The following is a 22,594-nucleotide window of genomic DNA, read 5'->3' as shown; positions in this document are numbered from 1 at the left end:
GCCGGCGCATCCAGCGGGCCTCCCTCTTCGCTCTCTCCTGCTCGCTCTGCTCGCTCGCTCCCGGAGCGGCCGTGACGCGGAGCTTCGCGCCCTCGGGGGATCTCTCCTCGCCGGTCGTCGCCATCGCCTGCGTCGTCGCCGCGCTGAGCTTCGGGCTGCTCGTGCTGGAGCTCGTCCGCTCGCGCGGCCGGGCCGCCGCGGGGGCGGGCGGCGGCCGCGGCGCGGCGCTCGGCACGGCGCTCACGGGCGCGCTCGCCGTGCTCTGCCTGCTCGCCGCCATCCTCCGCCCGGTCGCGGTCGCGTCGCGCGGGAGCCTCGTCGGCCCGAAGGTCGTGGTGCTTGTCGACGGCTCCCGGTCCATGGACCTGCCCGGCCTCGCGGGGACCCGCCGCGACAGCGCCCAGCTGGCGCTCGCCGAGCTCGGGAAGCGCGCCGACGTCCGGCTCTCCCGCTACCTGTTCGGCGAAGGGGTGCCGCTGCCGGCCGACGGGCAGGCAGGCGATCCCGGCGGCCTCGCGCCGGCGCCAGGCGGGAGCGCCGGCACCGCGCCCGCGCCGGGGGGGAGCGCAGGCGCCACGCCGGCGCCCGGCGGGAGCGCAGGCGCCCCTGCGCCCGCCGCGCTGGCCGCGACGCCGGCGCGAGGCCGGCCGCAGCGCCGCTCGGACCTCAGCGCCGCCCTCGAGGCGCTCGCCCGCGCCGCGGACGAGCGGCCGTCGGCGTTCGTCGTCATCTCGGATGGCCGCCTCGACCGCCCGGGCCCGGAGGACACCGCCGCGGCGACGCGGGCCGCGCTGGAGGGGCTCGACGTCCCGGTGCACACGGTCGCGGTGGCGACCGAGTCCGTGCGCGACGCCAGCGTCCGCGCGGTCCGGACCTCCGGCGCCGCCGTCGCCCACCAGCCGCTCTCGCTCCGGATCGACATCGGCTGCAGCGGCGGCCTCGCGTGCGACGCGGTCCCCGTCGTCGCCCGCGAGCTGCGCGAGCAGGGCGCGCCCACGACGCTCGCGACGGGCACGGCGCACGTCGAGGGAGGCGTCGGCATGGTCGAGCTCGGCGTGACGCTCGATCGCGCCGGCAGGCGCATCCTGGAGGTGGCGATCGACGCGCCGGACGGCGACGAGCTCCCCGAGAACGACGTCCGCTACGTCACGCTCGACGTCGCGCGCGATCGCATCCGGGTGCTCCACGTGGCGGGCCGGCCGACGTACGACGTGCGCGCGCTCCGGATGTGGCTCAAGGCCGACGCCTCGGTCGACGTCGTGGCGTTCTTCATCCTGCGCACCCCGGGCGATGAGGTGAACGCGTCGTCCGACGAGCTCGCGCTGATCCCCTTCCCGGTGGACGAGCTCTTCAGCGTCCACCTGTCCAGCTTCGACGCGGTCGTCCTGCAGGACTTCGACGCCGCGCCGTACGGCCTGACCAAGCACCTGCCGGCGCTGGCCCAGTATGTCGACAAGGGCGGGGGCCTCATCATGGTGGGCGGCCCGAACGCCTTCGTGCAGGGCAACTACGCGCGCACGCGGCTCGCCCGCGTGCTGCCGGTGGATCTCGACATCGGCCGCGCGCCCCCGGATCTCGGCGCCTTCGTGCCGCGCATCACCGCCGCGGGCCGCGCGGCGCCGGTGCTCGCGCCGCTGCTCGCGCTGATCGGCGACGAGATGCCGGAGATGCCGGGGACCAACGTGGTCGGCGATCCGCTCCCCGGGGCGACGGTGCTGATGACGCACCCGACGCGCACGACGGCCTCGGGCGCGCCGATGCCGGTGCTCTCGCTGGGCGAGCACGAGAGCGGCCGGACGATCGCGCTGACGCTCGACGGCAGCCACCGCCTGCTCTTCAGCGCGTTCGCCTCGAGCTCGGCGGGCCGCGCGCACGGCGCGTTCTGGGACGCCCTGCTCGGCTGGCTCATGCGCGATCCGCGCTTCGAGCCCGCCGCGATCGAGCCGCGCGGCGGCTGCCTCGCGGGCGAGGAGACGGCGCTCGTGCTGCGCCCGCTCGCCGGGCAACGGGGTGAGGCCAGGGTGACGATCGCGCGCCTCGGCAGCGGCACGGTCGTGCGGACGCTGAGCGCGCGGATCGGCGAGGGCGGCGAGCCGATCGAGCTCGCCGCCGGCCGCCTCGAGCCTGGCGGCTACGCGGCCACGGTGGAGATCGTCCCGGCGGAGGGCGCCGCCGGCGACGCGAAGGGCGCCACGACGAGGCGCGACTTCGCGTGCGAGCGCGGCGGCGACGAGTGGGCGGATCCGCGCCCGGACGTCGCGCGCCTGGAGGCGATCGCCAGGGCGACGGGCGGGGCGTCGGTGCTGCCGGCGGCCGCCGGCTCGCTGCCGCTGCCGGCTGCCACGCAGGTGGCGGCCGAGCGCCACGTCGCGCCGCTCCTGCCCCCCTGGGCCTGGACGGTCGCGGCGGCCGCGGCCCTCGGCGCGCACTGGATCGTGCGGAGGCGCGGGGGCCTCGCCTGAGGGGGCCTCGCCCGAGGCGCGATGTCGCTCGTCAGCTCGCTCGCCCCGTCCCGCGCGATGAGCCCCCTTCCGCGGGACGGCGCCGCTCGCGGGCTACCCGCCTCGCCTCAGGGAAGCCACGGCTTCTCCAGCGGATCTGCCTTGTCGCCGACCCACACCCTCAGCACCCCGAAGTGGTCCGGGTTCCCGCTGAGGAGCGCGTGGTTCACGATGAGCAGCGTCTTCGCCGAGTCGTTGAAGGCGACGTTGGCGGGCGCGTCGAGGGGCATCTCGTCTCCGGGCGAGCTCTCGATGCGCGTCTCCTCGACCCCGTGCTCGTCGAGGACCGAGATGGCGTTGGCCGCGGCGAGCGTGACATAGAGCTTCCCCGATTTGCCGAACGCGAACCCGTCGGGCGCCTCGCCGGCGGTGTAGTCGTGGACCCGCTCCAGATCGGCCTCCTCGGGGGCGTCGACCAAGGGGAGCCGGTAGATGGACCCGAGGCCCGGATCCGACAGGGAGAAGGTCACCGACACATAGACGTGCTCCCGCAGCGGATCGAGCCTGATCCCGTTCGCGCCGAACGGCAGGGGACCCCCTCCGGAGAGCGCCTGGCTCTGAAACCAGATCTGCGGCGCGCCGCCCCCGGGCGCATAGCGGAAGATCGTCGCCTGGAACGAGTCGGTCACATAGGCATAGCCATCCTCGTCGAAGACGATGTCGTTCGGGATCGGCGGCACCTCGAAGGGCGTCGGCGAGCACGCCTCTCCCGGCGCGGCCGCCACGCACGCCGGCAGATCCGGCAGCGGAGCGCCGTAGGTCTCCTGGACATATCCGTGTCCAGTCTTGGTGAAGCGCAGCAGTCCTAGCTGCGTGCTGAGCGCATAGACACGGCCCTGGCCGTCGACCGCGATGCAGCTCAGCGCATGCTCCGCGCCGAGGGCCTCGCCCGCCACCGTGATCGTGCCCTTCAGGACCTTGCTGTCCCTGTCGTGAACGAAGATCTTCGACGGCCCCCGACCCGCGGTGCCGAACGTCGCCGGGCCAGACACGAAGACCCGATTGCCATCGACCGCGATCCCCTCAGGGAACCCGGGAGACGCCGGGAACGTCGCGAACGTCTTGATCTGGCCGTGCCATTCCCCGTGCGCCCGGGCCGAATCTGCGACCAGCGCCGACGCGATGGAAAGCAGCGTCAGCGCGCCGCAAACAAGCCCCGTTCTGCTCGAGCGCGATAGTTTTGACTGCACGAAATGCGACATGCTCCCTCCTGGGTCCGTGGTCCACGGACCGGGGTTGTCGAAATGAACGCCATCGAGAAGCGAAGGCGCGATCGGCCCGGCTTTGTCAAGCCGAAGACGCGTCCATGATGGCTGGAGTATATGTCGATGAGCCAATCGGCTGTCGAGATAAATTTCCTTCACTCATGAAGTCGCGGCGAGGCGGCTGCGCGACGCGGACAGGTTCCTGTCTTTACTATGATTGAATCTGCGTACTTGTGCGTTTGCGCCCCCGCTGAACCACGTGTTACCACGTGTTGACATGAGTGGCTAACAGGCGCGTGTCGTCCTGTGATCGAATGTGATTGATCCGCGCACCAAGCAATGTCTTGTCGGCGCGGGCTCGGCGCGACGCGCCGGCGTCGATCACGCAGCTGCGTCGGGCAGGCGGTGTGACGGGAGCAGCGGGAGCGCCGCCCCGAGCGTGGCCAGCTTGTCGGGATTGCGCAGGATCCAGGTCGCGTCGATGCCGGCGGGCGACACCCAGCGCGCCGCGCTGGCCTCGACGTCTCGCCCGCCGGACCCCGCGTCTACGGCCGCGCCGGCCAGGCGACGGGCGTCGGCACGAGCCGCGGCTCCACGGTCCCGTCGCCCAGCTCGCCGTTCCTGTTGTCTCCCCAGCAGAGCATCTCGCCCGTGCGCCTGAGCGCGCAGCTGTGGTCCGATCCGAGGGCCAGCTCGACAACGTCGGTCAGCCCGAGCGGCTGCGGGAGGATGAATGGATCCTGCGTGCCGTTGCCGAGCTGCCCCTTCGTGTTGTCGCCCCACAGGAGCACGTCGCCGCTGGCCAGCACCGCGCCGGAGTGCCTCGCGCCGAGCGAGAGCCCGCTCACGTCCACGAGATCCGGGATCTCGCGCGGCGCCGCCTCGACGTTCACGGTGCCTGTCCCGAGGCGGTACTGCGCTCCCTCACCCCAGCAGGAGGCCACGCCGGTCGCCGGCGCGGCGCACGTGTGCAAGGCGCCCGCGGCCGTGAGCGCGACGCTGGTGAGGCCCGGGAGGGGCAGCGGGACGCTCGACGGCTGGAAGCTACCGGAGCCGAGCTGGCCGCTCTCGTTGTGGCCCCAGCAGCTCATCCGCCGCTCACCCATCCGCTCGATCATGCCCGCGCAGGTGTGCGAGAGGCCGGCGCTCACCGAGGCCACGCCGTCCAGGACCACGGTGGGCACGTACTGATCGGCCTCGTCGCCGTAACCGAGCTGGCCGGAGCTGCCTTCGCCCCAGCAAAAGAGATCGTGCGACGCCGTCACCGCGCAGGTGTGGTTCCCGCCGGCGGCGACCTGGGTCGCGCCCGCGAGCTCCTTGGCGCGCACGGGAGAGAGGGAGTTCGTCGCCTCGCCGTCGCCGAGCTGCCCGCTGTTGCCTGCGCCCCAGCACGCCACGGCGCCGTCGGTCAGCACCGCGCAGGTGTGCGACCGCGCCGACGAGATGCTCGTCGCGACCTTGACGGCGCCGCCGCCGAGGCCGATGACCTGCCTCGGGATCGGCCGATCCTGCTGCAGCGTGCCGTCGCCGATGTTGCCCCAGGTGTTCCTGCCCCAGCACCAGACCGTGCTGTCGCTGAGCACCGCGCAGGTGTAATCGGTGCCGGCCGAGATGTGCCGGGGCACGACGCAGGCACCCTGCACGCACTGGCCGCTGCAGGGGTTGTCGCAGCTGCCGCAGTGCGAGAGGCTCGTGAGGAGATCCACCTCGCAGCCGTTCTCGGGGTCCTTGTCGCAGCTGCCGCGGTTCTCCTCGCACTCCGGCGACTGGCAGACGCCGTCGAGGCAGCTCGGCCGGCCGCCGAAGGCCGAGCAGACGACGTCGCACGCGCCGCAGTGCTCCGCGTCGGTCGTCGTATCGACGCACGTGTCGCCGCACACCTCGCCGCCGCCGGGGCACCCGCCGCCGCTGCCGCCGCTGCCGCCGCCGCTGCCGCTGCCGCTGCCGCTGCCGCCGCCGGTGCTGGAGCTCGTCGACATGTCGGACGGGCGCGCCGTGAACTCCTTGCCGCACGCCCCGGAGGCGACGGCGACGGCGACGACGACAGCGGCAGGCACGTACGCCGCCGCGAGGGGCAGCGAGGCGGACGGGAGCCGGCTGGCCCGAGGTCGATGCGTGGAAGCCATGGAGGGCGCTTTCCCTTGCGTTGTGGCGCGGCAGCGCCGTGGGGGCGCGACGCGCGCGCGTGCAGCATTCTAGACGAAGTCGAGGGCCGAGATCTCGCCTCGCGCTGCGCGCCGGCCGGCCTGCCGCTCCGATCAGCGCGCGGCGACGAGCAGATCGTCGATCGGCGGCACCTTCTCGAGCACGCCGAGGTCCACGAGCTGCTTCGCGAGCGTCTCCCAGCGTTCGCGGGTCATCACGCCGAGGCCCTTCTCCCGGGTCTCGGGGGTCTCGATGAGCGGCCGCTGCGCCTCCGCCGCGGCGACGAAGGTCTCCGCGTCCATCGCGGTGTTGAGCGGGGCCATGACCTCGTTGGCGCGCTTCGGATCGTGCAGGTACGCGCGCCAGCCCTCCCGCGTGGCGCGGATGAACGCGCGGACGCGCTCCGGGTTCTCCTTCCAGAGCGCCGCGCGCGTGATCACGACCACCACATACGGGTTGAACCCCTCGCTGGCCACGAGGAACGCGGCGGGATCGCTCCCCTTGCGCTTGGCCGCGATCGGCTCGGCGGTGATGAAGCACTGCTGCGAGAAGTCCTTGTCGGCGACGAAGCGGGCGACGCCGCCGTCGTACGGGACGACCTTCACCTTGCTGAACCCGTACTTCTTCTTGAGGTACGCCGCGTAAGGCAGCCCCGGCTCGATCGCGAGCGTGCCGCCCGACGCGAGGATGTCGGCGATGCCCTTCGCGCCGCGGCTCTCGTGGGTCATGATGGCCTGCGGCGAGGTCTGGAACACGGCGAAGAGGGGGAGCACGTCGGCCCCGCGGGCGCGGGCGGTGAGCACCTCGTCGGCGCCGGAGAGGCCGAAATCGACCTGCCCGCCGGCCACCATCTGGACGACCGGCACGCCGGCGCCGCCGCCGAGGATCTCGACCTCGAGCCCCTCCTTCGCGAACGCGCCGGCCTCGCGCGCCGCGTAGAACCCGCCGAACTCGGGCTCCGGGACCCAGTTGAGCGCGAGCTTCACCTTCGCGGCCGGCGCGCCCTGGGCCGGCGCGGCCGGCGCGCCCTGGGCCGCGGCCGGCGCGCCCTGGGCCGGCGCGGCCGGCGCGCTTCCCTGAGGGGAGGGGGCCGATGAGCGCCCATCGCCTTCCGGCGACCGCGAGCACGCCGGGGCGAAGAGGGGGACGGCGATGAGGGAGGCGAGGCGCTGGAGGACCAGCCGACGACTGTCACGGGAGTGCATCAGCGATTGATCTCCGAAGGATGCCAGCGCCGCAAGAGCCGCTTGCCGGCGAGGTCGACGGCGCCGAACAGGGCGAGGCCGAGCGCGGAGGCGAGCAGCACGGCGGCGAAGAGCAGATCCGTGCGCAGCTGGCGGTAGGCGGACAGGACCAGGATGCCGAGGCCGGCGGCGTCCTCCGAGAAGCCGGCGACGAACTCCCCGACGATGGCGCCGATGACGGCGAGGCCCGCCGCGATCCGGAGCCCGGTCACGATGTGGGGGAGCGCCGAGGGCAGCTCGAGCTTGCGGAGCGTGGCGAAGCGGCGGGCGCCGTAGAGCCGGAAGAGATCGCGCAGCGCGGGCTCGACGGAGCGCAGGCCGGTGAGCGTGTTCGCGATGACCGGGAACACGGAGACGATGAACGCCGAGACCGTGACCGCGCGCAGGCCGGGGCCGCACCAGAGCACGAGCAGCGGGGCAATGGCGACGATCGGGACGGTCTGCAGGAAGACGGTATAGGGATAGAGCGCCCTCTCGAGCGGGCGCGACGAGGCGAGCGCGATGGCGGCGAGCACGCCGACCGCGGCGCTGAGGCAGAAGCCGGCGAGCGCCGCCTTCGCGGTGGTGAGGGCGCCGGCGAGCAGGGTGGCGGCGTCCCTCGCGCCGGCCCGCGCCACGTCCGAGGGGGGCGGCAGGAGATAGGCGGGGATGTCGAGCGCGCGGGCGAGCACCTCCCAGAGCGCGAGCAAGAGCACGAGCGCGACGAGCGGCGGCGCCACGGCCTGGAGCAGAGTCGGTCGCACGGCTCGAGCCTCATAGCGCGACGCCGCCGCGCCAGGAAGAGGGCGCGGCGGAAGAAGCCAGGCCGGCGCGCGGGCGCGGCGCGCGAGGCCATGCGCAAGGACGACGGCTCGAGCGCGCCGCGAGGAGAGCGATTCGGCGCATCGCGCCGCAGAAGGCGGAGAGGCCGAGAGCACAGGGGGGTTGCGAGCACGGAGGAGCCGCGTCGAGAACCCTGCGCGCTCGATGAGAGATGGGGTGGAGAGCGACGCATCGCGCGGCCGGTGCCTGACCGCGGTGGATCTCTATGCGTCCGGAACACCCGCGACGGCGGGCGGAGGGTGGGCTTGGGCGAGAGGGGGTCTTGTCGAGGTGGGGCGTGAACCGCGCCGAGCGCGGCGCCTCACGGCCCGACTACTTGCCCTTCTTGGCGGGCGCGGCCGGAGCCGGCGACGCCTTGGCTGCCGCGGCTGCTTTCTTCTGGTTCTTGTCCGCCGTGTCCTGCTTCTTCTGTCGATCTTTGGCCTTCGGAGATTTGTCACCCATGGGAGCACCGCCTCGGTGGACGCGTTGGTAAAAAATCCACCTTCCTCGAGGGTAGCACCAACTCCGGTGGCGTAGTCACGAACTTTGTGTTTCGCGATCGCGCGCGTCTTGCCGTCTCGCTGCCTTCGCTCGCCCACGGAGAAGCAGGACGGCCGGGAGACGGTGGGGCCTTCAGCATGGCCGCCTGCTTCCTCCGGGCGATGCGCGGCTGCCGGAGGTGTCCACGGCGTGGACGCCGGCCGCCCACCGGCTGGGCGCCGGCGGGGCTACGGTCTCCGGAATGTGCCTGAAAACAAGGGTCTTTGACCCGGCACCGGGCTTGCTGAACAGTCTGAGCGAAGGGCACCGGGAAACCGCCGTGGTCTGCCGGCGTTTACCGGGTTCACCGGGCCCGAGGGGAACCTGTCATGAGAGCCACGTACCGAAACGATGAGGACGTTGCCCGTCTACATATCGAGTCGCTCCTCGCGCGCCACCGCGAGCAGGTCGACGCCATCCCGGAGTCCCTCCGTCGCCTGTACGGTCGCCGCGTCGCCCGAACGCTGGCCGGCCAGGTCGCCCTCGGCGGCGCGGTCCTCGTGATCCTGGCCGCGGCCGCGCCCCCCCTGCTCGGCGTCCTCGACGACGGCGCCGCCACGACCGCGCTCCTCGCCGCGTGGGCGACGTCCGCGCTCGCCGGCGTCGCGGGCCGGGAGCTCGCCGACGGGAGGCTCCGGCGCGCGCTCTCCCGCGAGATCCAGCGGAGCGGCGATGTGCACGCGGACCGCGCGCGGATCGAGGCCGCGGCGCCCGAGGCGCGCGTGCGCGGCATGATCGACGCAGAGGAGCGCCGCAGCGTCGCGCTCCCGCTCGCCGGCTTCGTGGCGCTCGCGCCGCTCACGCTGCACTTCGTGATCTACTGCTGCTTCGAGGGCTGGTACGCCACGTTGAGCGGCCTGACCGAGGACTTCGACAGCTGGGTGCGCGCCTCCCTGGTCCTCGTGGGCCACGTGCACGCCCTCATGGCGTACCTCGCCTTCCGCCACGCGCGAGCGATCCACGAGGCGTCGACGCGCGATCTCGCCGCCGGCGCTCCCAAGGGCGCCGTCCGCGCGCTCGGCTACGCGACGCTCGCGAGCCTCTTGCCGGGCGGGATCCTCGTCCTCCCGCCGCTCCTCGTCCTCGCCACGGGCGCCGCGATCCTGCCCGTCTTCGCCCTCGCCCGCGGGCGCATCCTCGCCGAGCGGCGGCTCATCGAGGGGTAGCGCCCGCTCCGCGAGGCTCGCTTGCCGGCCTGGAGGGGCGGCGCTAGGAACGCCCCGCGTGTTCAAGGCCATCCTCTGGGACAACGACGGCGTCCTCGTCGACACGGAAGGGCTCTACTTCCAGGCGACGCGCGAGACGATCGCGTCGGTCGGCGTCGAGCTCACCGTCGAGGACTACCGCCAGCTGTTCCTCGTCGAGGCGCGCGGCGCCTGGCACCTCGCCAGCGCGCGCGGGGTCGATGAGGCGGCGGTGCGGCGGCTGGCCGACGAGAGGGACCGCCGGTATCTCGAGCTCATCGCGGGCGGAGACATCCTGTTGCCCGGCGTGCGTGAGATCGTCGCGACGCTCGCCGCGCGCTTCCGCATGGCCATCGTCACGAGCAGCAAGCCCGAGCCGTTCCACCGCGCGCACGCGATGACGGGCCTCCTCGCGTGGTTCGAGTTCGCGCTCACGCGGGATCAGTACGCGCGCGCCAAGCCGGATCCCGAGCCGTACCGGGTCGCCTGCGAGCGGCTAGGGCTCGCCGCGCAGGATGTCCTCGTCATCGAGGACTCCGAGCGCGGGCTCCGGTCGGCCAAGGCGGCGGGCCTCGCGTGCTGGGTCGTCCCGTCGCCGCTCACCGCGCTGTCGGACTTCACCGGCGCGGACGAGGAGCTCGGCTCGCTGCGCGAGGTGCTCGAGCGCCTCGAGGGAGATCGAGCGTGATCTCAGGCTCGGGCGATGAGCTGGCTCACAGCGCTTGCCCGCTCACCCCCACCGCACCGCGTCGCCGCGTGGATTTTTGCACGGCCCAGCCGGGGACTGCATGAGCGTCTGGCGGTTTGCGAGCGGTTCGTGGCACCTTCGCGCCCGTGGCTTCCGGTGACGGCATCTCGTTCATCGAGCTCGTCGTCCTCGGCTGGTCCTCGGCCACCGCGGCGCCGACGCCGATCCCCATTCGCATCGACTTCGACGCGCCGGCGGACTGCGCGACGGTCGACGATCTCTACGACGGCATCCGCGCCCGATCGGATCGCGTGCGGCAGGCGGAGGACAGAGAGGGCGGCTGGGAAGTTCGCGTGCGGCTGATGCGCGTCGGGTCCAGGGTCCACGGCGAGCTGCGCGTGATCCACGAGCGCGGCGCGACGGACACCCGCACCGTCGAGGCCATGTCGTGCGAGGTCGTGGTCCAGGCGCTCTCGCTCACCGCGGCGCTCGCGCTCGACGAGGTGGCCGAGGAGACCGCGCCCTTGCCGCCGCCCCCGCCGCCCCCGCCGCCGCCTGCGCCGCCCCCGCCGCCGCCCGAGGCCCCGCGCCAGGGGCTGCCGTTCACGTTCGGGCTCGGAGCGCAGGCCCTTGTGACGCAGGTCGTCTCGCCCTACGCGAGCCTGGGCGGCGCGCTCGTCGCCCGGGCGACCTTGCACACGGACAGCGCGCTGAGCCCTTCACTCGGCCTCTCGCTGACCTACGCCCGAAACGACATCCTGCAGGGCACCGACAACGCCCTGATCCACTGGACGGCCGCTGCGCTCACCGCCTGCCCGCTGCGCTGGCAGATCGCCGACATCGTCAGCGCGGAGCCGTGTGTCGTGGCCACCGGCGGCTGGTTCACGGCGACGGGGGAAGACCTGTCGAACCCGAGGTCCGCCGTGCGGTCGTGGTGGAGCGCCGGGGCCCTCGCGCGCGCCGCCGTGTCGCTCGGCGGGGGCACCGCCTTCGAAATCGAGGCGGGGATCAGCGTGCCGCTCGTTCATCGGCGCTTCACCATTTCCTTGCCGACGGAAACGGTCGGTAAAACGCCTGTGATCTCGCCGCTGGCGGCCGTCGGGATCGTGCACAGCTTCTGAGCCGGCACTTCCGTGATCAACTCGATGCAGCCTGGGAATTATGAGACATGGACGGCATCAGGAAGCAGTGCGGCAGGCACGGTGCCCACCCCGACCCGACGCACCTGCTCCGCGCTGACTGCCGCCGGTCGTCGTCCGTGCGGAACGCCTGTTCCCTGGTCTCATGTCCCGCCTCGCGGTGAGTGGAAACATGGTTGCCGAAGTCCTGACATCGCCTGCTTTGCCTGAAATGGAGCCGGCGAACGTGAAACCTTCGGCAGCGAGCTTGAGACAACGGGATGCGCGCCTGCGCCGGATGGTGGACGCGCATCTTGACTTCATCGGGCGGGTGCTCCGCAACGCGGGCACCCCCGCCGCCGAGATCGACGATGCGGTGCAGCGCACCTTCATCGCCGCCGCCCAGCGGCTGGACGATGTCCGGCCGGGGGCTGAGAAGAGTTTTCTCCTCCAGACAGCGCTTCACGTGGCCGCCCACGCGCGACGCAGCGCTGCGCGCCGGCGGGAGTTTCCGGCGGCCGAGCCGCCGGAGGTCGTGGACGCCGCGACACCGGAGCAGCTTACTAGCCAGAAACACGCGCGGCAGATGCTGGACCAGGTACTCGACCAGATGGAGTCGGACCTGCGGACCGTGTTCGTGCTGTACGAATTTGAGGAGATGAGCATGGTGGAGATCGCCGGCGTGCTGGGGATCCCGCAGGGTACCGTGGCCTCTCGGCTACGAAGGGCCAGGGCCGATTTTCGCGAGCGCGTCCGCGCGCTCGAGCTCGTTGGGACGAGCGAGGTAAGACGATGAGTGAACCACGCCGCATGCTGGAAGAGAGCGACAGCCCGCTCGAGCGCGCGCTGCTGAGCGCCGGCGCGTCGTACCAGACTTCACCGGAGACGCGCGCGAAGACGCTGGCCGCGCTGGGCCTCGCCGGCGCCGCCGCGCTGTCGGCCAGCGTCGTCGCGCCTGCTGCGGTCTCCGCGGCGGGGACGGCCGTTGCGTCCTCGTCGCTCGCCGTGAAGCTCGGCTGGACCAAGATCCTCGTCGCGCTCTCGACGGTGGGCGTGCTGGCCGGCATCCCGGCCGGCTATCTCGCCTGGCGCGGGCAACAGGCGCCGGAGCCCGTCGCGGTCCACCGCTTCGGCGGCGCGCTCGCGGACGCGCTCGCGGACCCGATTGCACGGGCCACGCCGCGCCCGACCCCGGCGGCGGCCCAGGCGGCGCCCGTGGAGGCTCGGCCGGAGGAGCTCCCCGCCCCGGCGCGCGCTGACGACAGCGGCGGCGCGGCCCCCAGGGTCGCCCCGAAGCCGTCGGCCTCGAGCACGGCGCTCCAGGCGGAGCTCAGCGCGCTGGATGCGGCGCGCACGACGCTCGCGAGCGGCAACGCGCAGGGCGCGCTCGCGCTCCTGGACGCCTACTCCAGGGAGCATCCGCGCGGCCGGATGGGGCTCGAGGCCGAGGTCTTGCGGATTGACGCGCTCGCGAAGAGCGGCCGGCCGGACACGGCGTCGCAGCGCGCCGAGACGTTTCTGCGCCGGCATCCGAACAGCGTGCTTGCTTCCAGGGTTCGGCGCTATGTAACTGATTAAACTCCGGGTCATGCGCTGTCCCGCCCCCCTCCGTTGGTTCCGCTTAGCGTCGGGCATTGTGTGTGCCCCGCTGGCGCTCTGCGCGCTGCCCGCGTGTGGGACAACGGTGGATTGGCTCGGTCACGACCGGATGATCAGCGATGAGCTCCGCCCGCTGACCGGTCCGCCGGAGTACCCCAACGCGCTCCGCGACGTGCTCGGCAAGACGGACGAGGAGATCGCGGAGAAGATCGACGATCGCTTCAATCAGCTCTTCTACGGCGATCCATGGAGCGAGGCGATCTTCTACCCGGACCTGTCCAACACCGATCGGGCCTATATCTGGGATGTCCTGCACGAGCAGGTGCGCACCGAGGGCATCGGCTTCGGGATGATCATCACGGTCGAGCTCGACAAGCGGAGCGAGTTCGATCGGCTCTGGAGGTACGCCAAGGCCTGGCTAGAGCGCACGTCCGGCCCCAGCGAGGGCTACTTCAGGTCGTGGTGCGACACCTCGGCAGGTACAACGGTGCGGTGCACCGATCCGTTCGGCCTCCAGCAGCTCGCGATGGCGCTGCTCTTCGCCCACGGCCGCTGGGGGAGCGACACCGGGGCCATCGACTATGGAGCGGACGCGATCGCCCTGCTCGAGGTGATGCGCCACAAGGAGACGCTGAACGGCGGCGTCGACGACGGCGTGACGAACATCTTCGACGCGGAGACGAAGCTCGTCTTCGACGTCCCGCACGTCGACGCGGCGGACACCACCCGCCCGTCCGCCGCGATGCCCGCGTACTACGAGCTCTGGGCGCAGGCCACGGGCGACCCGTTCTGGTCCGAGGCCGCGGCCCGCGCGCGTGAGCACTGGAAGGCGGTCGCGCACCCGGGCACAGGGCTCATCCCGGTGCGCGTCCGCTTCGATGGCACGCCGGTGACCGGCTCGGAGCGGTTCGGTTCGGAGTCCTACCGGGCGCTGCTGAACATCGCGCTCGACCACGTGTGGTTCGGGGTCGACCCGTGGCAGGTGGAGGAGGCCGACCGGCTGCTGGCGTTCTTCTCGAGCAAGGGCATGGACTACTACGTCGGGTCCTACACGCTCGAAGGCGAGGCGGCCGGCGCACGGGAGTCTGCGCTCATCGTCATGAACGGCGTCACCGGCCTGGTCGCGACCACCGAGGAGCGCGCCGCGTTTATCGAGGCGGCGTGGGCGACCGAGCTGACGACGGGGCAGCCGCGCTACTACTCGGGGCTGCTCCACCTGCTCTCGCTGTTGACGCTGAGCGGTCAGTTCCGCGTGTACTGATCCGGCGCGCGTCCTGCGGCGCCGCCATCGCGCGGATCGTTCGTGGTCTGCGACGCGACGATCGACATCGGGGCTCAGGTGCAACGCCATGGCGATCGGCGGGGCTCACGCGAAGCGAAGGTGGAGGACGGACGGCGCGGCTCCGTCCTGGATCAGGCGCGCCGCCCTGCTCGCTTCGCGCAGCGCTCGCCCGAGCGCCGGCGCGGCCTCGTCCCCGCCGAACGGCCGCAGTCGCGGGTAGCGCGCCACGGATCCATCCAGCGTCGGGAGCTCCAGACAGGCGCGCAGCCGCGGCGGGATCCGCAGCGGCGACGACGCATCATGATCGAGGAGGAGCTCCGTCCCCGTCGCGAGGCGCAGGGAGGCTCGCGTGAAGAAGGCGTCGACGAGCTCGGGCGGCTGGCCGGCCAGGGCGCCCTCGGCGATGAGGAGCGTCGGCAGGTCGCCCGCGCCGCGGAGGCCATCCATCCACCCCGTGCACGCGATCGAGCAGCACCTCGCGATCGCGTGGCGGTCCGACGCGTGGCAGAGGCGATGCGCGCACTTGAACTCGGCCACGTGGGGCGGATCGAGCTCCACCCAGCGGAGCGTCCCGTTGTCGATGCGCGAGAATCGCGTGCAGAGCCCGGCGTTGAGCGCGATGGCGAGGCCGAACGGGTTCCGCTCGAAGTAGTCCCGGACGAGCCGATCGACGATCATGGTGCGCACCGTCGAGGTCCGGAGCGCGCGGGCGTCGAAGCCCGCCGGATCCACGTCGAGCGAGGCCAGCATCGCCTCGGCCCAGGGATCGGCGAAGTCGAGATCCGGAAAGCGCACCCGCGCCTCGGCGCGCCCGACCAGCGAGAGCACCGTGTCCCTGGAGACGGTCGTGGAGCTCATGCGCCCTCCTGGCGGCGCGGGGCACGAGGCCGCGCGAGCGCGCGCACCCCCGGGGGCCGGCGCGTCACGACAGCACCCCGCCGCTGCCTCGGACGACCTCGGCGACGAACGCGCGCTCGAGGCGCAGCACCGCGGACCTCTCCGGGAGCTTCGCCGCGAACAGCCCGCCGAGGAGCGTCACGAGCCTGTCGTAGTCGGGCGCCTGCGCCTTCCAGTTCGCGATCGGATACGCCTCGTAGAGCCCGCGCGTGAGCCGCGAGGGCGTCAGCACCGAGACGCGCGCCTCCGGGTGCCAGAGCTGGAGGTGCCAGAAGCCGCGCGCGACGAAGTACTCGAACTTCCGCCCGCCGAAGACGCGCACCTCCCAGCCCTCGACGACGAGGGCGAGCTCGCGCTCGCGAGGATCGTGCGGCGGTGGAGGCCAGCCTTCCTCGTGCTCGGGCGCTGCGAAGCGCGCGGGATCGGTCCGGAGCGGGCGTTCCGCGGCGAGCGGCGTGCGCGAGCTCACGAGACCTCCGCCCGGTGCGCGACGGACCAGGGGAAAGCGGCGAGCGGTGCGCAGGGGGACGGGCTCAGGGCAGGGGGCATCTCTGGGCTCACGAGGGCTCCGTTGTTGATATTGAAAGTGATGTTCAACTTCGATAAATGGAGGCCTCGCTGGTGTCAAGCGAAAATGGAGCTTGCTCGTGCGCCATGGCGAACGGACGCGCTGGTGGATGATCACCGGAGGCCAGCCCTGGCTAGAATGCGCACCGATGACGCATCTCCTTGCAGGTTGTCGTCTCGCCGGAGCTCCGGGTGCGATGGCTGCCCTCGTCCTCTCCGCGTTGCCGGCCGTCGCCTGCGGCGCGGGCGGCGGCGGAGCGGGCAACGCGACGGCTCCCGGCGGCGGAGCCCAGGCCGGAACAGGCGGCCACTCGACCGGCGCGGGCGGCGCGGCGGGCGAGGGCAGCGGCGCCGCGCCGAGCAGCGCCACGAGCCACGGTGAGGGCGCGGAAGCGGGCGGCGAGGGCGGCACCAGGCTCGTCGGCGCGCCGCTCAGAGTCGTCAGGATCATCGCTATCGGCGACACCGGCGAGGGCAACCTCGCGCAGCACCAGGTCGCCGATCGGATGAGCGAAAAGTGCCTCGAGGTCGGGGGCTGTCACGCCGTGATGATGAACGGCGACAACTTTTACGATCACGGCGTGGTCGACACCAGCGACGCGCAGTGGGGCCCGAAGTTCGAGCAACCCTACGATCGGCCGGGCCTGAACGGCCTCCCGTTCTACGCAGTCCTCGGCAACCACGATCACGGCCCCAGCAGCAACGGCGTGCGGCAAGCGCAGATCGATTATTCGCTGCTGCCGCCGGGCGACGGGCCGGGTACGCGGATGACCGACAAATGGCACATGCCCGCTGCGTACTACGATGTTCGCGTCGGGCACGTCCATCTCTTCGGGATCGATACCGTCGACTTCACCTCCGATGAGCAAGCGCTCGACATGAGCGCGCGGGTCGCCGCCTCGGACGCCCGGTGGAAGATCGTCTTTGGCCATCACCCCCGCTTCACGTCGGGAGCGCACGCCGCCGACAATCAACAGTTCGGGCTGAACGGGATGTTCGACATGCAGCGCGCGATCTACTGCGGGGCCGACATGTACATGAGCGGCCACGACCACAATCTAGAGCTCATCGACAAGGGGCGCGACGGGCGGTGTCCGGGCACCTATTTCGCCGTCAGCGGCGCCGGCTCGAAGATCCGCCGAGCGTCGGCCTCGGTCCCGAGGGAGCCGGGGCAGCTCTTCTACACGGACGGGACCGAGGGCTTCGCCTACCTGGAGTCCGAGGGGACCACGCTGCGCTTCGAGTTCATCGACAAGCAAGGCGCGGTCCTCTACGCGAAGACGATCGCCAAGTGAGCTGACGAGGCCCGCGGCCCCGGCCGGCCTGCGGCGTCAGCGCCGCTCGTCGTCGCGCGGCGCGCCGGCGCTCGCGCCGCCGTCGGTCCGCTTCCCGAAGGAGATCGTGCTCTCGGTGCCCGCGATGATCCGCCGGATGTTCGGGGTGTGCTTCAGCCAGATGAACGCGCAGAGGAGGAGCGAGAGGCAGAGGACCGGGGTGTCCCGCTCGTCGAGGAGCCAGAGGAACGCCGGCAGGACGAGCGCGCCGGCGAGGGAGCCCGCCGAGACCGTGCGGGTCGCCCGCACGACGACCGCGAAGACGGCGAGGGTGGCGAGCGTGGAGCGCGGCGCCAGCACGAGCAGCACACCGCAGGACGTCGCGACGCCCTTGCCGCCCCTCATCCCGAGGAAGACCGTGTAGTCGTGGCCCAGCACCGCGGTGAGGCCGCCCGCCGCCGCGACCCACCCGCCCGGCGCGGCGGCGAGCCACGACGCGAGGGGACCGGCGGCGAGCGCGCCCTTCGCCACGTCCGCGGCCATGACGGCCAGGCCGGGTCTCCAGCCGAACGCGCGCAGGACGTTCGTGGCGCCGATGTTCCCTGAGCCCACCGTGCGGATGTCGATCCCTTTGACGAACCGCGCAAAGAGGTAGCCTGTCGGGATCGCTCCGAGGAGGTAGGCAAGGACGAGGTAGATTGCTGTCATCGGGCGCCTCCGTGTCCGAGCGCACGGCGGATGTAGCATGGCGCCGCGCGCGGCGCGCTTTTCAGGGTCGGTGTCGCGCTGGCGATCATGGTACTCTGAGAGCATGGTCGACCTCTCGCCCGCTTCGACCCGGAATGGCCGCGCCCCCAAGATCGCGCTCGTCCTGGCCGGCGGCGCTGCCCGCGGCGCTTACGAGGTCGGCATCGTGCAGCACATCCTCGAGGAGGTCTCGCGCGACCTCGGCCGCGAGGCGCCGCTCGACATCCTGTGCGGCACCTCGGTCGGCGCCATCAACGTCTGCGGGCTCGCCGCGTTCGCGGACGAGGCGCGGAGCCGCGCGCGGCGCCTCGCCGGGGTGTGGACGCGCCTGCGCATCGACGATCTCGTGCGCCTCGACGTGCGCGGCGTGCTCGCGGTCGGGCACGACCTGCTCCGTGGCGGGGCCCCGAGCGCGCCCTCGAGCGGCGGCCACGCGGCGCTCCTCGACACGTCGGGCCTCGAGCGGCAGATCGCGGAGGCCATCCCCTTCGAGCGGATCGACGGCCACCTCGAGCGAGGGCTCCTGTCGGCGGTGACCGTGTCGACGACGCTGGTCAAGAGCGGCCGCACCGTCGTCTTCGTCCACCGCCGCGAGCCCGGTCTGCCGCCCTGGAGCCACGATCCGACGATCTCCCCGCGCGCCACCGCGATCCGCGCCGAGCACGCGCTCGCCTCGTCCGCGCTCCCCATCCTGTTCCGCCCGGTGAGCATCGACGGCGAGCTCTACTGCGACGGCGGGCTGCGCCAGAACGTCCCGCTGTCGCCGGCGCGGCGCCTCGGGGCCGACGGCGTGATCGTCGTCAATCCGCGGTACATCGAGCCGGCCTCGGCGGCGACCGAGCGCGACGCGCCGGGCTTCCCCGGGCCGCTCTTCCTGCTCGGGAAGACGCTGAACGCGCTGATGCTCGACCGGATCGACAACGACCTGGCGCGCCTGGAGAGCATCAACGGCATCCTCGAGGCGGGGCGGCGCCGCTATGGCGAGGGCTTCATCGACGAGCTGAACGACGAGCTCGGGCTCCCGCCGGGGCGCACGCTCCGGCCGATGCGGTCGCTGCTCATCCGCTGCTCCAAGAACATCGGCAGCCTGGCGGCGGATTTCGTTCGCTCGCCGGCGTTCCGCGCGCGGACCACGAGCGTGCTCGGCCGCGTGATGCGGCGCCTCGCCGACGGGGACGAGCAGCGCGAGGCCGACTTCCTGTCGTACCTGCTGTTCGACGGGGAGTTCGCCGGGCGGCTCATCGAGATAGGCCGCGCGGATGCGCGGGCGCGGCACGAGGAGCTGTGCGCGTTCTTCGAGCGGGCGCTGAGCCCGGGCGGGTTCGAGGCGCGGGCGCGCTGAGGGGGGCTCGGGGACACAGGCCTCCTCCGGATCGCCTCCGGACCCTCTCGAGCCCTGAAACGCAATGACGACATCCGGGCTCTCCACACCCGAGCACGGCGCGATTTCCGCGCGGCAGCGGCGCCCGGTGTAGACTCGCGCCGGGCGATGGCACCTTCGGATCCCTTCGGCTGGGTGGGCGCGACGATCGGCGGCAAATACCGGCTCGACGCCGTCGTCGGCGAGGGCGGATTCGGGGTCGTCTACCGCGGCCACCACCTCGGGTTCGACGAGCCGGTGGCGGTCAAGTGCCTGAAGCAGCTCGGGGCGCTGGCTCCGGCCGAGCGCGAGGCGTTCCAGCGGATGCTCCTCAACGAGGGCCGGCTCCTCCACCGCCTCTCCCGGGCGAGCGCCGGCATCGTGCAGGCCCTCGACACGGGCGCCGCGGTCTCGCCGTCGGGCGAGTGGACGCCGTACCTCGTGCTCGAGTGGCTCGACGGCGCGCCGCTCGACCACGACATCGCCGCGCGGCGCGCCCGCGGCGAGGCGGCGCGCCCGCTCGCCGAGGCGATCTCCCTGCTCGCGCCCGCGGCGCTCGCGCTCGAGGTCGCGCACACGCAGGGCGTTGCCCACCGCGACATCAAGCCGGCGAACCTGTTCCTCGCCGACATCGGCGGCCGGCGCACGATGAAGGTCCTCGACTTCGGCATCGCCAAGGTGCTCAGCGAGCTGTCGAGCATGACGCAGGCGATGGCCGAGACGGGGAGCGCGCTCCGGGCCTTCACGGTCCACTACGGCGCGCCGGAGCAGTTCCACCATCGCTTCGGCGCGACGGGGCCGTGGACCGATGTCTTCGCGCTCGCCCTGGTGCTCATCGAGGTCGCGTCGGGCAATCGCGCCCTCCTCGGGAGCGACGTCACGCAGCTCTACATCGCCGCGACCGATCCGGCGTTCCGCCCGAGCCTGCGCGGCGCGGGCGTGAGCGCGCCCGACGCCGTCGAGGCGGTGGTGCGCCGCGCGCTCGCCGTCGAGCCGCGCGAGCGCTACCGCACGGCGGGCGAGCTCTGGGGAGCGCTCGAGGCCGCGATGGCCGCGACGTCCGCGCCCGCAGCGCTGCCCGCTCCCGCAGGCGCGCTGCCCGCTCCCGCAGGCGCGCCGCCCGCCCCGCGCGTCACCACGATGCGCGGCCTCTCCGCGAGCGCGGCGCCGCCGGGGCCGCCGCCTCCGGGATCGCCTCCCGCCGCGCCCGCGGCTGCCGGGGCCGCTCGGCGGCGCGGCCTGCTGCCCGCGGTCGTCTCGGCGGCCGCGCTGGCCGCCGCTGCCGGCGCGGGCGCCGTCGCGTTCTTCCAGCACCGCGCCCCCGACGGCGCGCCGCCGGCGCGCGCGCGCGGCGGCCTGGCCGCGCCGCCGGTGAAGGCGCCGCCGACGGACATGGTCCGGGTGCTCGCGGGTCGGTTCACGATGGGCAGCGCAAAGGGCGGCAAATCCGAGCGGCCGCCCCACGAGGTGACGCTGACCCGCGCGTTCGATCTCGATCGCACCGAGGTCACGGTCGCCGCCTACGAGCGCTGCGTCGAGGCGGGCCGGTGCACGCCGAGCGGCCTGCACGGCCCCCGCGCGACCGACGCGGATGTCGAGCAGCGCGGCGCGCTCTGCACCGCGGGGGATCCCGCGAAGTCGCAGCACCCGATCTCGTGCGTCGATCAGGCGCAGGCGGCCGCGTACTGCGCCTTCGCCGGCAAGCGGCTCCCGACCGAGGCCGAATGGGAGTACGCCGCGCGCGGCGCCGACGGCCGCGAGTACCCGTGGGGCAACGAGCCGCCGGGGTGCGCGCACGCGATCGTGTCGCGGTCTTCGGGACACGGCTGCGGCGCGCCCGGCAAAGGCACCCAGGAGGTCGGCTCGGTGAAGGCCGGGGCGAGCCCGTCGGGCGCGCTCGACATGGCGGGCAACGTCTGGGAGTGGGTGGCCGACGGCTGGGATCCAGGCGTCTATGCGAAGGGCGCCCAGACCGATCCCCGCGTGCCGGCGGCCGGCAGCAAGGGCGTGCTCCGCGGCGGATCGTGGGACTTCTCGGCGAGCGCGGCGAAGTCGACGTTCCGCCTCGCGTTCGACCGCGAGGCGGGCGACGTCTCGACCGGGTTCCGCTGCGCTCGCACGGTCGATTGAGCGCGAGCCACCCCCCTTGTCCGCCCGTCTCCGAGAGGCGCTCGAAGAACGATGAGCCCGCCGGTTCGTGGGCAGACCCACGGAGGCGAGCCGCGGCTCGGCCGATCCCACGAGCAGGTTCCTTCCAGCCGTGACGAGGATGGGCTATTTGTCTGTCCTGGGTCGAAAGCCGATTCCCACGGCGGGCCGTCAGGTAGGATATCTAAACAGGTGTAGTTGTGCGGCCTGGTGCACGCGGTCAGGCCGCCACGCGCGCGTCTGGGCGCGCCGGCCGCCGTTGAGGGCGACACCGCGCCTCGACACCGCGAAGGAGCAGCGAGGCCTTTCGGTCAACCCCTGCTGAGCGCACAGGAGCCCATGCAAGAATCCGAGAACATGATCTCTTTCGAGGAGCGTCGGATGCAACGCGTCATCGACGCGGTCGCGCTCGCATCGACGGGAGAGATCGAGCTCGCCTTGAAGCAGATCGAGGCTGTCGAGCAGGACGCCTTCGGGGTGGTCGAGGAGGCGCTGAGGGTCTTTCTCTCCGAGCTCTCCACGACGACGCAGCAGAGCGCGCTGGCGCTCACCGCGCTCGCTGCCTCCAAGCGGGAGCTCGAGAGCCAGCTGGAGACCATCCAGCGCCAGGACAGCGCCATCCGGGAGCTCTCGGTGCCGATCATCGACATCTGGCACGGCATCCTCACGCTCCCGCTCGTCGGGCTCTTCGACTCGGTGCGGGCCGTCGAGGTGACCGAGCGGCTCCTCGCCCGCGTGGCGGACGACAGCGACGTCGAGTGGGTGATCCTCGACCTCACCGGCGTCACGGTCATCGACTCGATGACCGCCCTGCACCTCGTCAAGCTCGCCCAGGCGGTGCAGCTCCTCGGCGCGCGCTGCGTCCTCACCGGGCTGGGCGGTCACGTCGCAGCGACGCTCGTCACCCTCGGCGTCTCGTTCGATGAGCTGAACCCGATGCGCAGCCTGCGGGAAGGCCTCAGGTTCTGCCTGGCGCAGCGCAAGGCGCACGACATCGCCGAGGTGATCCGCCGCGGCGCCGGGCAGATCGAGGCGCCGCGCCGGACGGAGACCTGAGCGCGGCAGAGACTCACGGCGGTGGAGACCCCGAGAGCGCGCTGCGCTGACCGCGCGGTCGTGGAATTCACCTCTCCACTTCACCTCACGAGGGGGATGGCGCCCTCCCGCCATGCAGCATCGACTACCGAGCTGGGCGACCCGCGACGCTGTGGGGCAGCGCCCGGGCTGGCACCCCATCGCCGCTCACGGCTCCAGGGAAGTGCTCGCCGGAAGGCGGCGCCGGCCGTACGGG

Annotated in this window: 19 protein-coding genes; 11 read left to right on the top strand and 8 right to left on the bottom strand. The window is 72.6% G+C overall.

All coding sequences use genetic code 11. The features are described 5' to 3' along the window. Positions 1 to 71: 71 nt before the first annotated feature. A complete protein-coding gene (locus tag WMF36_RS29460) occupies positions 72 to 2,462 on the top strand; it encodes a glutamine amidotransferase (protein ID WP_437574102.1) in 2,391 nt (796 codons plus the stop codon). Positions 2,463 to 2,569: 107 nt separating this feature from the next. Here WMF36_RS29460 and WMF36_RS29455 read toward each other — a convergent pair whose 3' ends face one another. The 5 genes from WMF36_RS29455 to WMF36_RS29435 form a co-directional block, all read right to left on the bottom strand. Next, positions 2,570 to 3,691, bottom strand: coding sequence for an SMP-30/gluconolactonase/LRE family protein (locus WMF36_RS29455; RefSeq protein ID WP_437574101.1), 1,122 nt, complete (start codon positions 3,689 to 3,691; stop codon positions 2,570 to 2,572). 560 nt (positions 3,692 to 4,251) lie between these two features. Next, positions 4,252 to 5,832 carry a hypothetical protein gene (locus WMF36_RS29450; RefSeq protein ID WP_437574100.1) on the bottom strand — a complete coding sequence of 527 codons (1,581 nt, stop codon included), beginning with the start codon at positions 5,830 to 5,832 and terminating at the stop codon, positions 4,252 to 4,254. Between the two features lie 132 nt (positions 5,833 to 5,964). Beyond that, a complete protein-coding gene (locus WMF36_RS29445) occupies positions 5,965 to 7,056 on the bottom strand; it encodes an ABC transporter substrate-binding protein (protein ID WP_437574099.1) in 1,092 nt (363 codons plus the stop codon). Continuing rightward, entirely contained in the window at positions 7,056 to 7,838 is a 783-nt protein-coding gene (locus WMF36_RS29440) for an ABC transporter permease (RefSeq protein ID WP_437574098.1), read from the bottom strand. Before WMF36_RS29440 ends, WMF36_RS29445 begins: the two co-directional genes overlap by 1 nt. Before the next feature lie 391 nt (positions 7,839 to 8,229). Then, positions 8,230 to 8,361, bottom strand: a complete 132-nt coding sequence (locus tag WMF36_RS29435; RefSeq protein WP_437574097.1) for a hypothetical protein — start codon at positions 8,359 to 8,361, stop codon at positions 8,230 to 8,232. A gap of 407 nt (positions 8,362 to 8,768) precedes the next feature. Between WMF36_RS29435 and WMF36_RS29430 the strand changes: the two genes are divergently transcribed. From WMF36_RS29430 to WMF36_RS29405, 6 genes are all read left to right on the top strand, one after another. Continuing rightward, on the top strand, positions 8,769 to 9,605 hold the full coding sequence (locus WMF36_RS29430) for a hypothetical protein (protein ID WP_437574096.1): 837 nt from the start codon (positions 8,769 to 8,771) through the stop codon (positions 9,603 to 9,605). 58 nt (positions 9,606 to 9,663) lie between these two features. After that, a complete protein-coding gene (locus WMF36_RS29425; protein ID WP_437574095.1) occupies positions 9,664 to 10,311 on the top strand; it encodes an HAD family hydrolase in 648 nt (215 codons plus the stop codon). A 146-nt stretch (positions 10,312 to 10,457) separates the two neighbouring features. Then, positions 10,458 to 11,432: a hypothetical protein gene (locus WMF36_RS29420; RefSeq protein ID WP_437574094.1), complete on the top strand. Its 975-nt coding sequence runs from the start codon at positions 10,458 to 10,460 to the stop codon at positions 11,430 to 11,432. Positions 11,433 to 11,622: 190 nt separating this feature from the next. Next, positions 11,623 to 12,225 (top strand): RNA polymerase sigma factor, encoded by a 603-nt coding sequence (locus WMF36_RS29415; RefSeq protein WP_437574093.1) that lies wholly within the window; start codon positions 11,623 to 11,625, stop codon positions 12,223 to 12,225. Then, positions 12,222 to 13,007, top strand: coding sequence for a hypothetical protein (locus WMF36_RS29410; RefSeq protein WP_437574092.1), 786 nt, complete (start codon positions 12,222 to 12,224; stop codon positions 13,005 to 13,007). The genes WMF36_RS29415 and WMF36_RS29410 overlap by 4 nt, the downstream gene beginning before the upstream one ends. 106 nt (positions 13,008 to 13,113) lie before the next feature. Continuing rightward, entirely contained in the window at positions 13,114 to 14,289 is a 1,176-nt protein-coding gene (locus WMF36_RS29405; protein ID WP_437574091.1) for a glycosyl hydrolase family 8, read from the top strand. A 105-nt stretch (positions 14,290 to 14,394) separates the two neighbouring features. On the opposite strand, the gene WMF36_RS29400 is transcribed toward WMF36_RS29405, so the two are convergent. Continuing rightward, positions 14,395 to 15,168 (bottom strand): class I SAM-dependent methyltransferase, encoded by a 774-nt coding sequence (locus WMF36_RS29400; RefSeq protein ID WP_437574090.1) that lies wholly within the window; start codon positions 15,166 to 15,168, stop codon positions 14,395 to 14,397. 64 nt (positions 15,169 to 15,232) lie between these two features. After that, a complete protein-coding gene (locus tag WMF36_RS29395) occupies positions 15,233 to 15,676 on the bottom strand; it encodes a hypothetical protein (RefSeq protein ID WP_437574089.1) in 444 nt (147 codons plus the stop codon). Between the two features lie 295 nt (positions 15,677 to 15,971). Between WMF36_RS29395 and WMF36_RS29390 the strand changes: the two genes are divergently transcribed. Then, complete coding sequence (locus WMF36_RS29390) at positions 15,972 to 17,069, top strand: metallophosphoesterase (protein ID WP_437574088.1); 1,098 nt, start codon at positions 15,972 to 15,974, stop codon at positions 17,067 to 17,069. Positions 17,070 to 17,105: 36 nt separating this feature from the next. On the opposite strand, the gene plsY is transcribed toward WMF36_RS29390, so the two are convergent. Then, a complete protein-coding gene (gene plsY / locus WMF36_RS29385; protein WP_437574087.1) occupies positions 17,106 to 17,756 on the bottom strand; it encodes a glycerol-3-phosphate 1-O-acyltransferase PlsY in 651 nt (216 codons plus the stop codon). Between the two features lie 103 nt (positions 17,757 to 17,859). On the opposite strand from plsY, the gene WMF36_RS29380 reads away from it, so the two are divergent. The 3 genes from WMF36_RS29380 to WMF36_RS29370 all read left to right on the top strand — a co-directional run bounded on the left by WMF36_RS29380 (position 17,860) and on the right by WMF36_RS29370 (position 22,359). Further along, the gene (locus WMF36_RS29380; RefSeq protein ID WP_437574086.1) at positions 17,860 to 19,137 is read left to right on the top strand and encodes a patatin-like phospholipase family protein; all 1,278 of its coding nucleotides are present in this window, start codon (positions 17,860 to 17,862) and stop codon (positions 19,135 to 19,137) included. A gap of 147 nt (positions 19,138 to 19,284) precedes the next feature. Continuing rightward, positions 19,285 to 21,285 (top strand): SUMF1/EgtB/PvdO family nonheme iron enzyme, encoded by a 2,001-nt coding sequence (locus tag WMF36_RS29375; protein WP_437574085.1) that lies wholly within the window; start codon positions 19,285 to 19,287, stop codon positions 21,283 to 21,285. 399 nt (positions 21,286 to 21,684) lie between these two features. Further along, positions 21,685 to 22,359: an STAS domain-containing protein gene (locus tag WMF36_RS29370; protein ID WP_437574084.1), complete on the top strand. Its 675-nt coding sequence runs from the start codon at positions 21,685 to 21,687 to the stop codon at positions 22,357 to 22,359. The last annotated feature ends 235 nt before the right edge of the window (positions 22,360 to 22,594 follow it).

Source organism: Sorangium sp. So ce887 (assembly GCF_051521455.1).
Classification (GTDB): domain Bacteria; phylum Myxococcota_A; class Polyangia; order Polyangiales; family Polyangiaceae; genus Sorangium.
The sequence above is the reverse complement of the archived record's forward strand: the minus strand, read 5'-3'. Positions and strand labels throughout refer to the sequence as shown.

What these genes read in the sequence shown, in the direction of transcription:
- WMF36_RS29400 (WP_437574090.1), bottom strand. Translation starts at nt 15,168, where the DNA reads ATGAGCTCCACGACCGTCTCCAGGGACACGGTGCTCTCGCTGGTCGGG.
- WMF36_RS29415 (WP_437574093.1), top strand. Translation starts at nt 11,623, where the DNA reads ATGGTTGCCGAAGTCCTGACATCGCCTGCTTTGCCTGAAATGGAGCCG.
- plsY (WP_437574087.1), bottom strand. Translation starts at nt 17,756, where the DNA reads ATGACAGCAATCTACCTCGTCCTTGCCTACCTCCTCGGAGCGATCCCG.
- WMF36_RS29375 (WP_437574085.1), top strand. Translation starts at nt 19,285, where the DNA reads ATGGCACCTTCGGATCCCTTCGGCTGGGTGGGCGCGACGATCGGCGGC.
- WMF36_RS29380 (WP_437574086.1), top strand. Translation starts at nt 17,860, where the DNA reads ATGGTCGACCTCTCGCCCGCTTCGACCCGGAATGGCCGCGCCCCCAAG.
- WMF36_RS29430 (WP_437574096.1), top strand. Translation starts at nt 8,769, where the DNA reads ATGAGAGCCACGTACCGAAACGATGAGGACGTTGCCCGTCTACATATC.
- WMF36_RS29445 (WP_437574099.1), bottom strand. Translation starts at nt 7,056, where the DNA reads ATGCACTCCCGTGACAGTCGTCGGCTGGTCCTCCAGCGCCTCGCCTCC.
- WMF36_RS29410 (WP_437574092.1), top strand. Translation starts at nt 12,222, where the DNA reads ATGAGTGAACCACGCCGCATGCTGGAAGAGAGCGACAGCCCGCTCGAG.
- WMF36_RS29450 (WP_437574100.1), bottom strand. Translation starts at nt 5,832, where the DNA reads ATGGCTTCCACGCATCGACCTCGGGCCAGCCGGCTCCCGTCCGCCTCG.
- WMF36_RS29390 (WP_437574088.1), top strand. Translation starts at nt 15,972, where the DNA reads ATGGCTGCCCTCGTCCTCTCCGCGTTGCCGGCCGTCGCCTGCGGCGCG.
- WMF36_RS29435 (WP_437574097.1), bottom strand. Translation starts at nt 8,361, where the DNA reads ATGGGTGACAAATCTCCGAAGGCCAAAGATCGACAGAAGAAGCAGGAC.
- WMF36_RS29370 (WP_437574084.1), top strand. Translation starts at nt 21,685, where the DNA reads ATGCAACGCGTCATCGACGCGGTCGCGCTCGCATCGACGGGAGAGATC.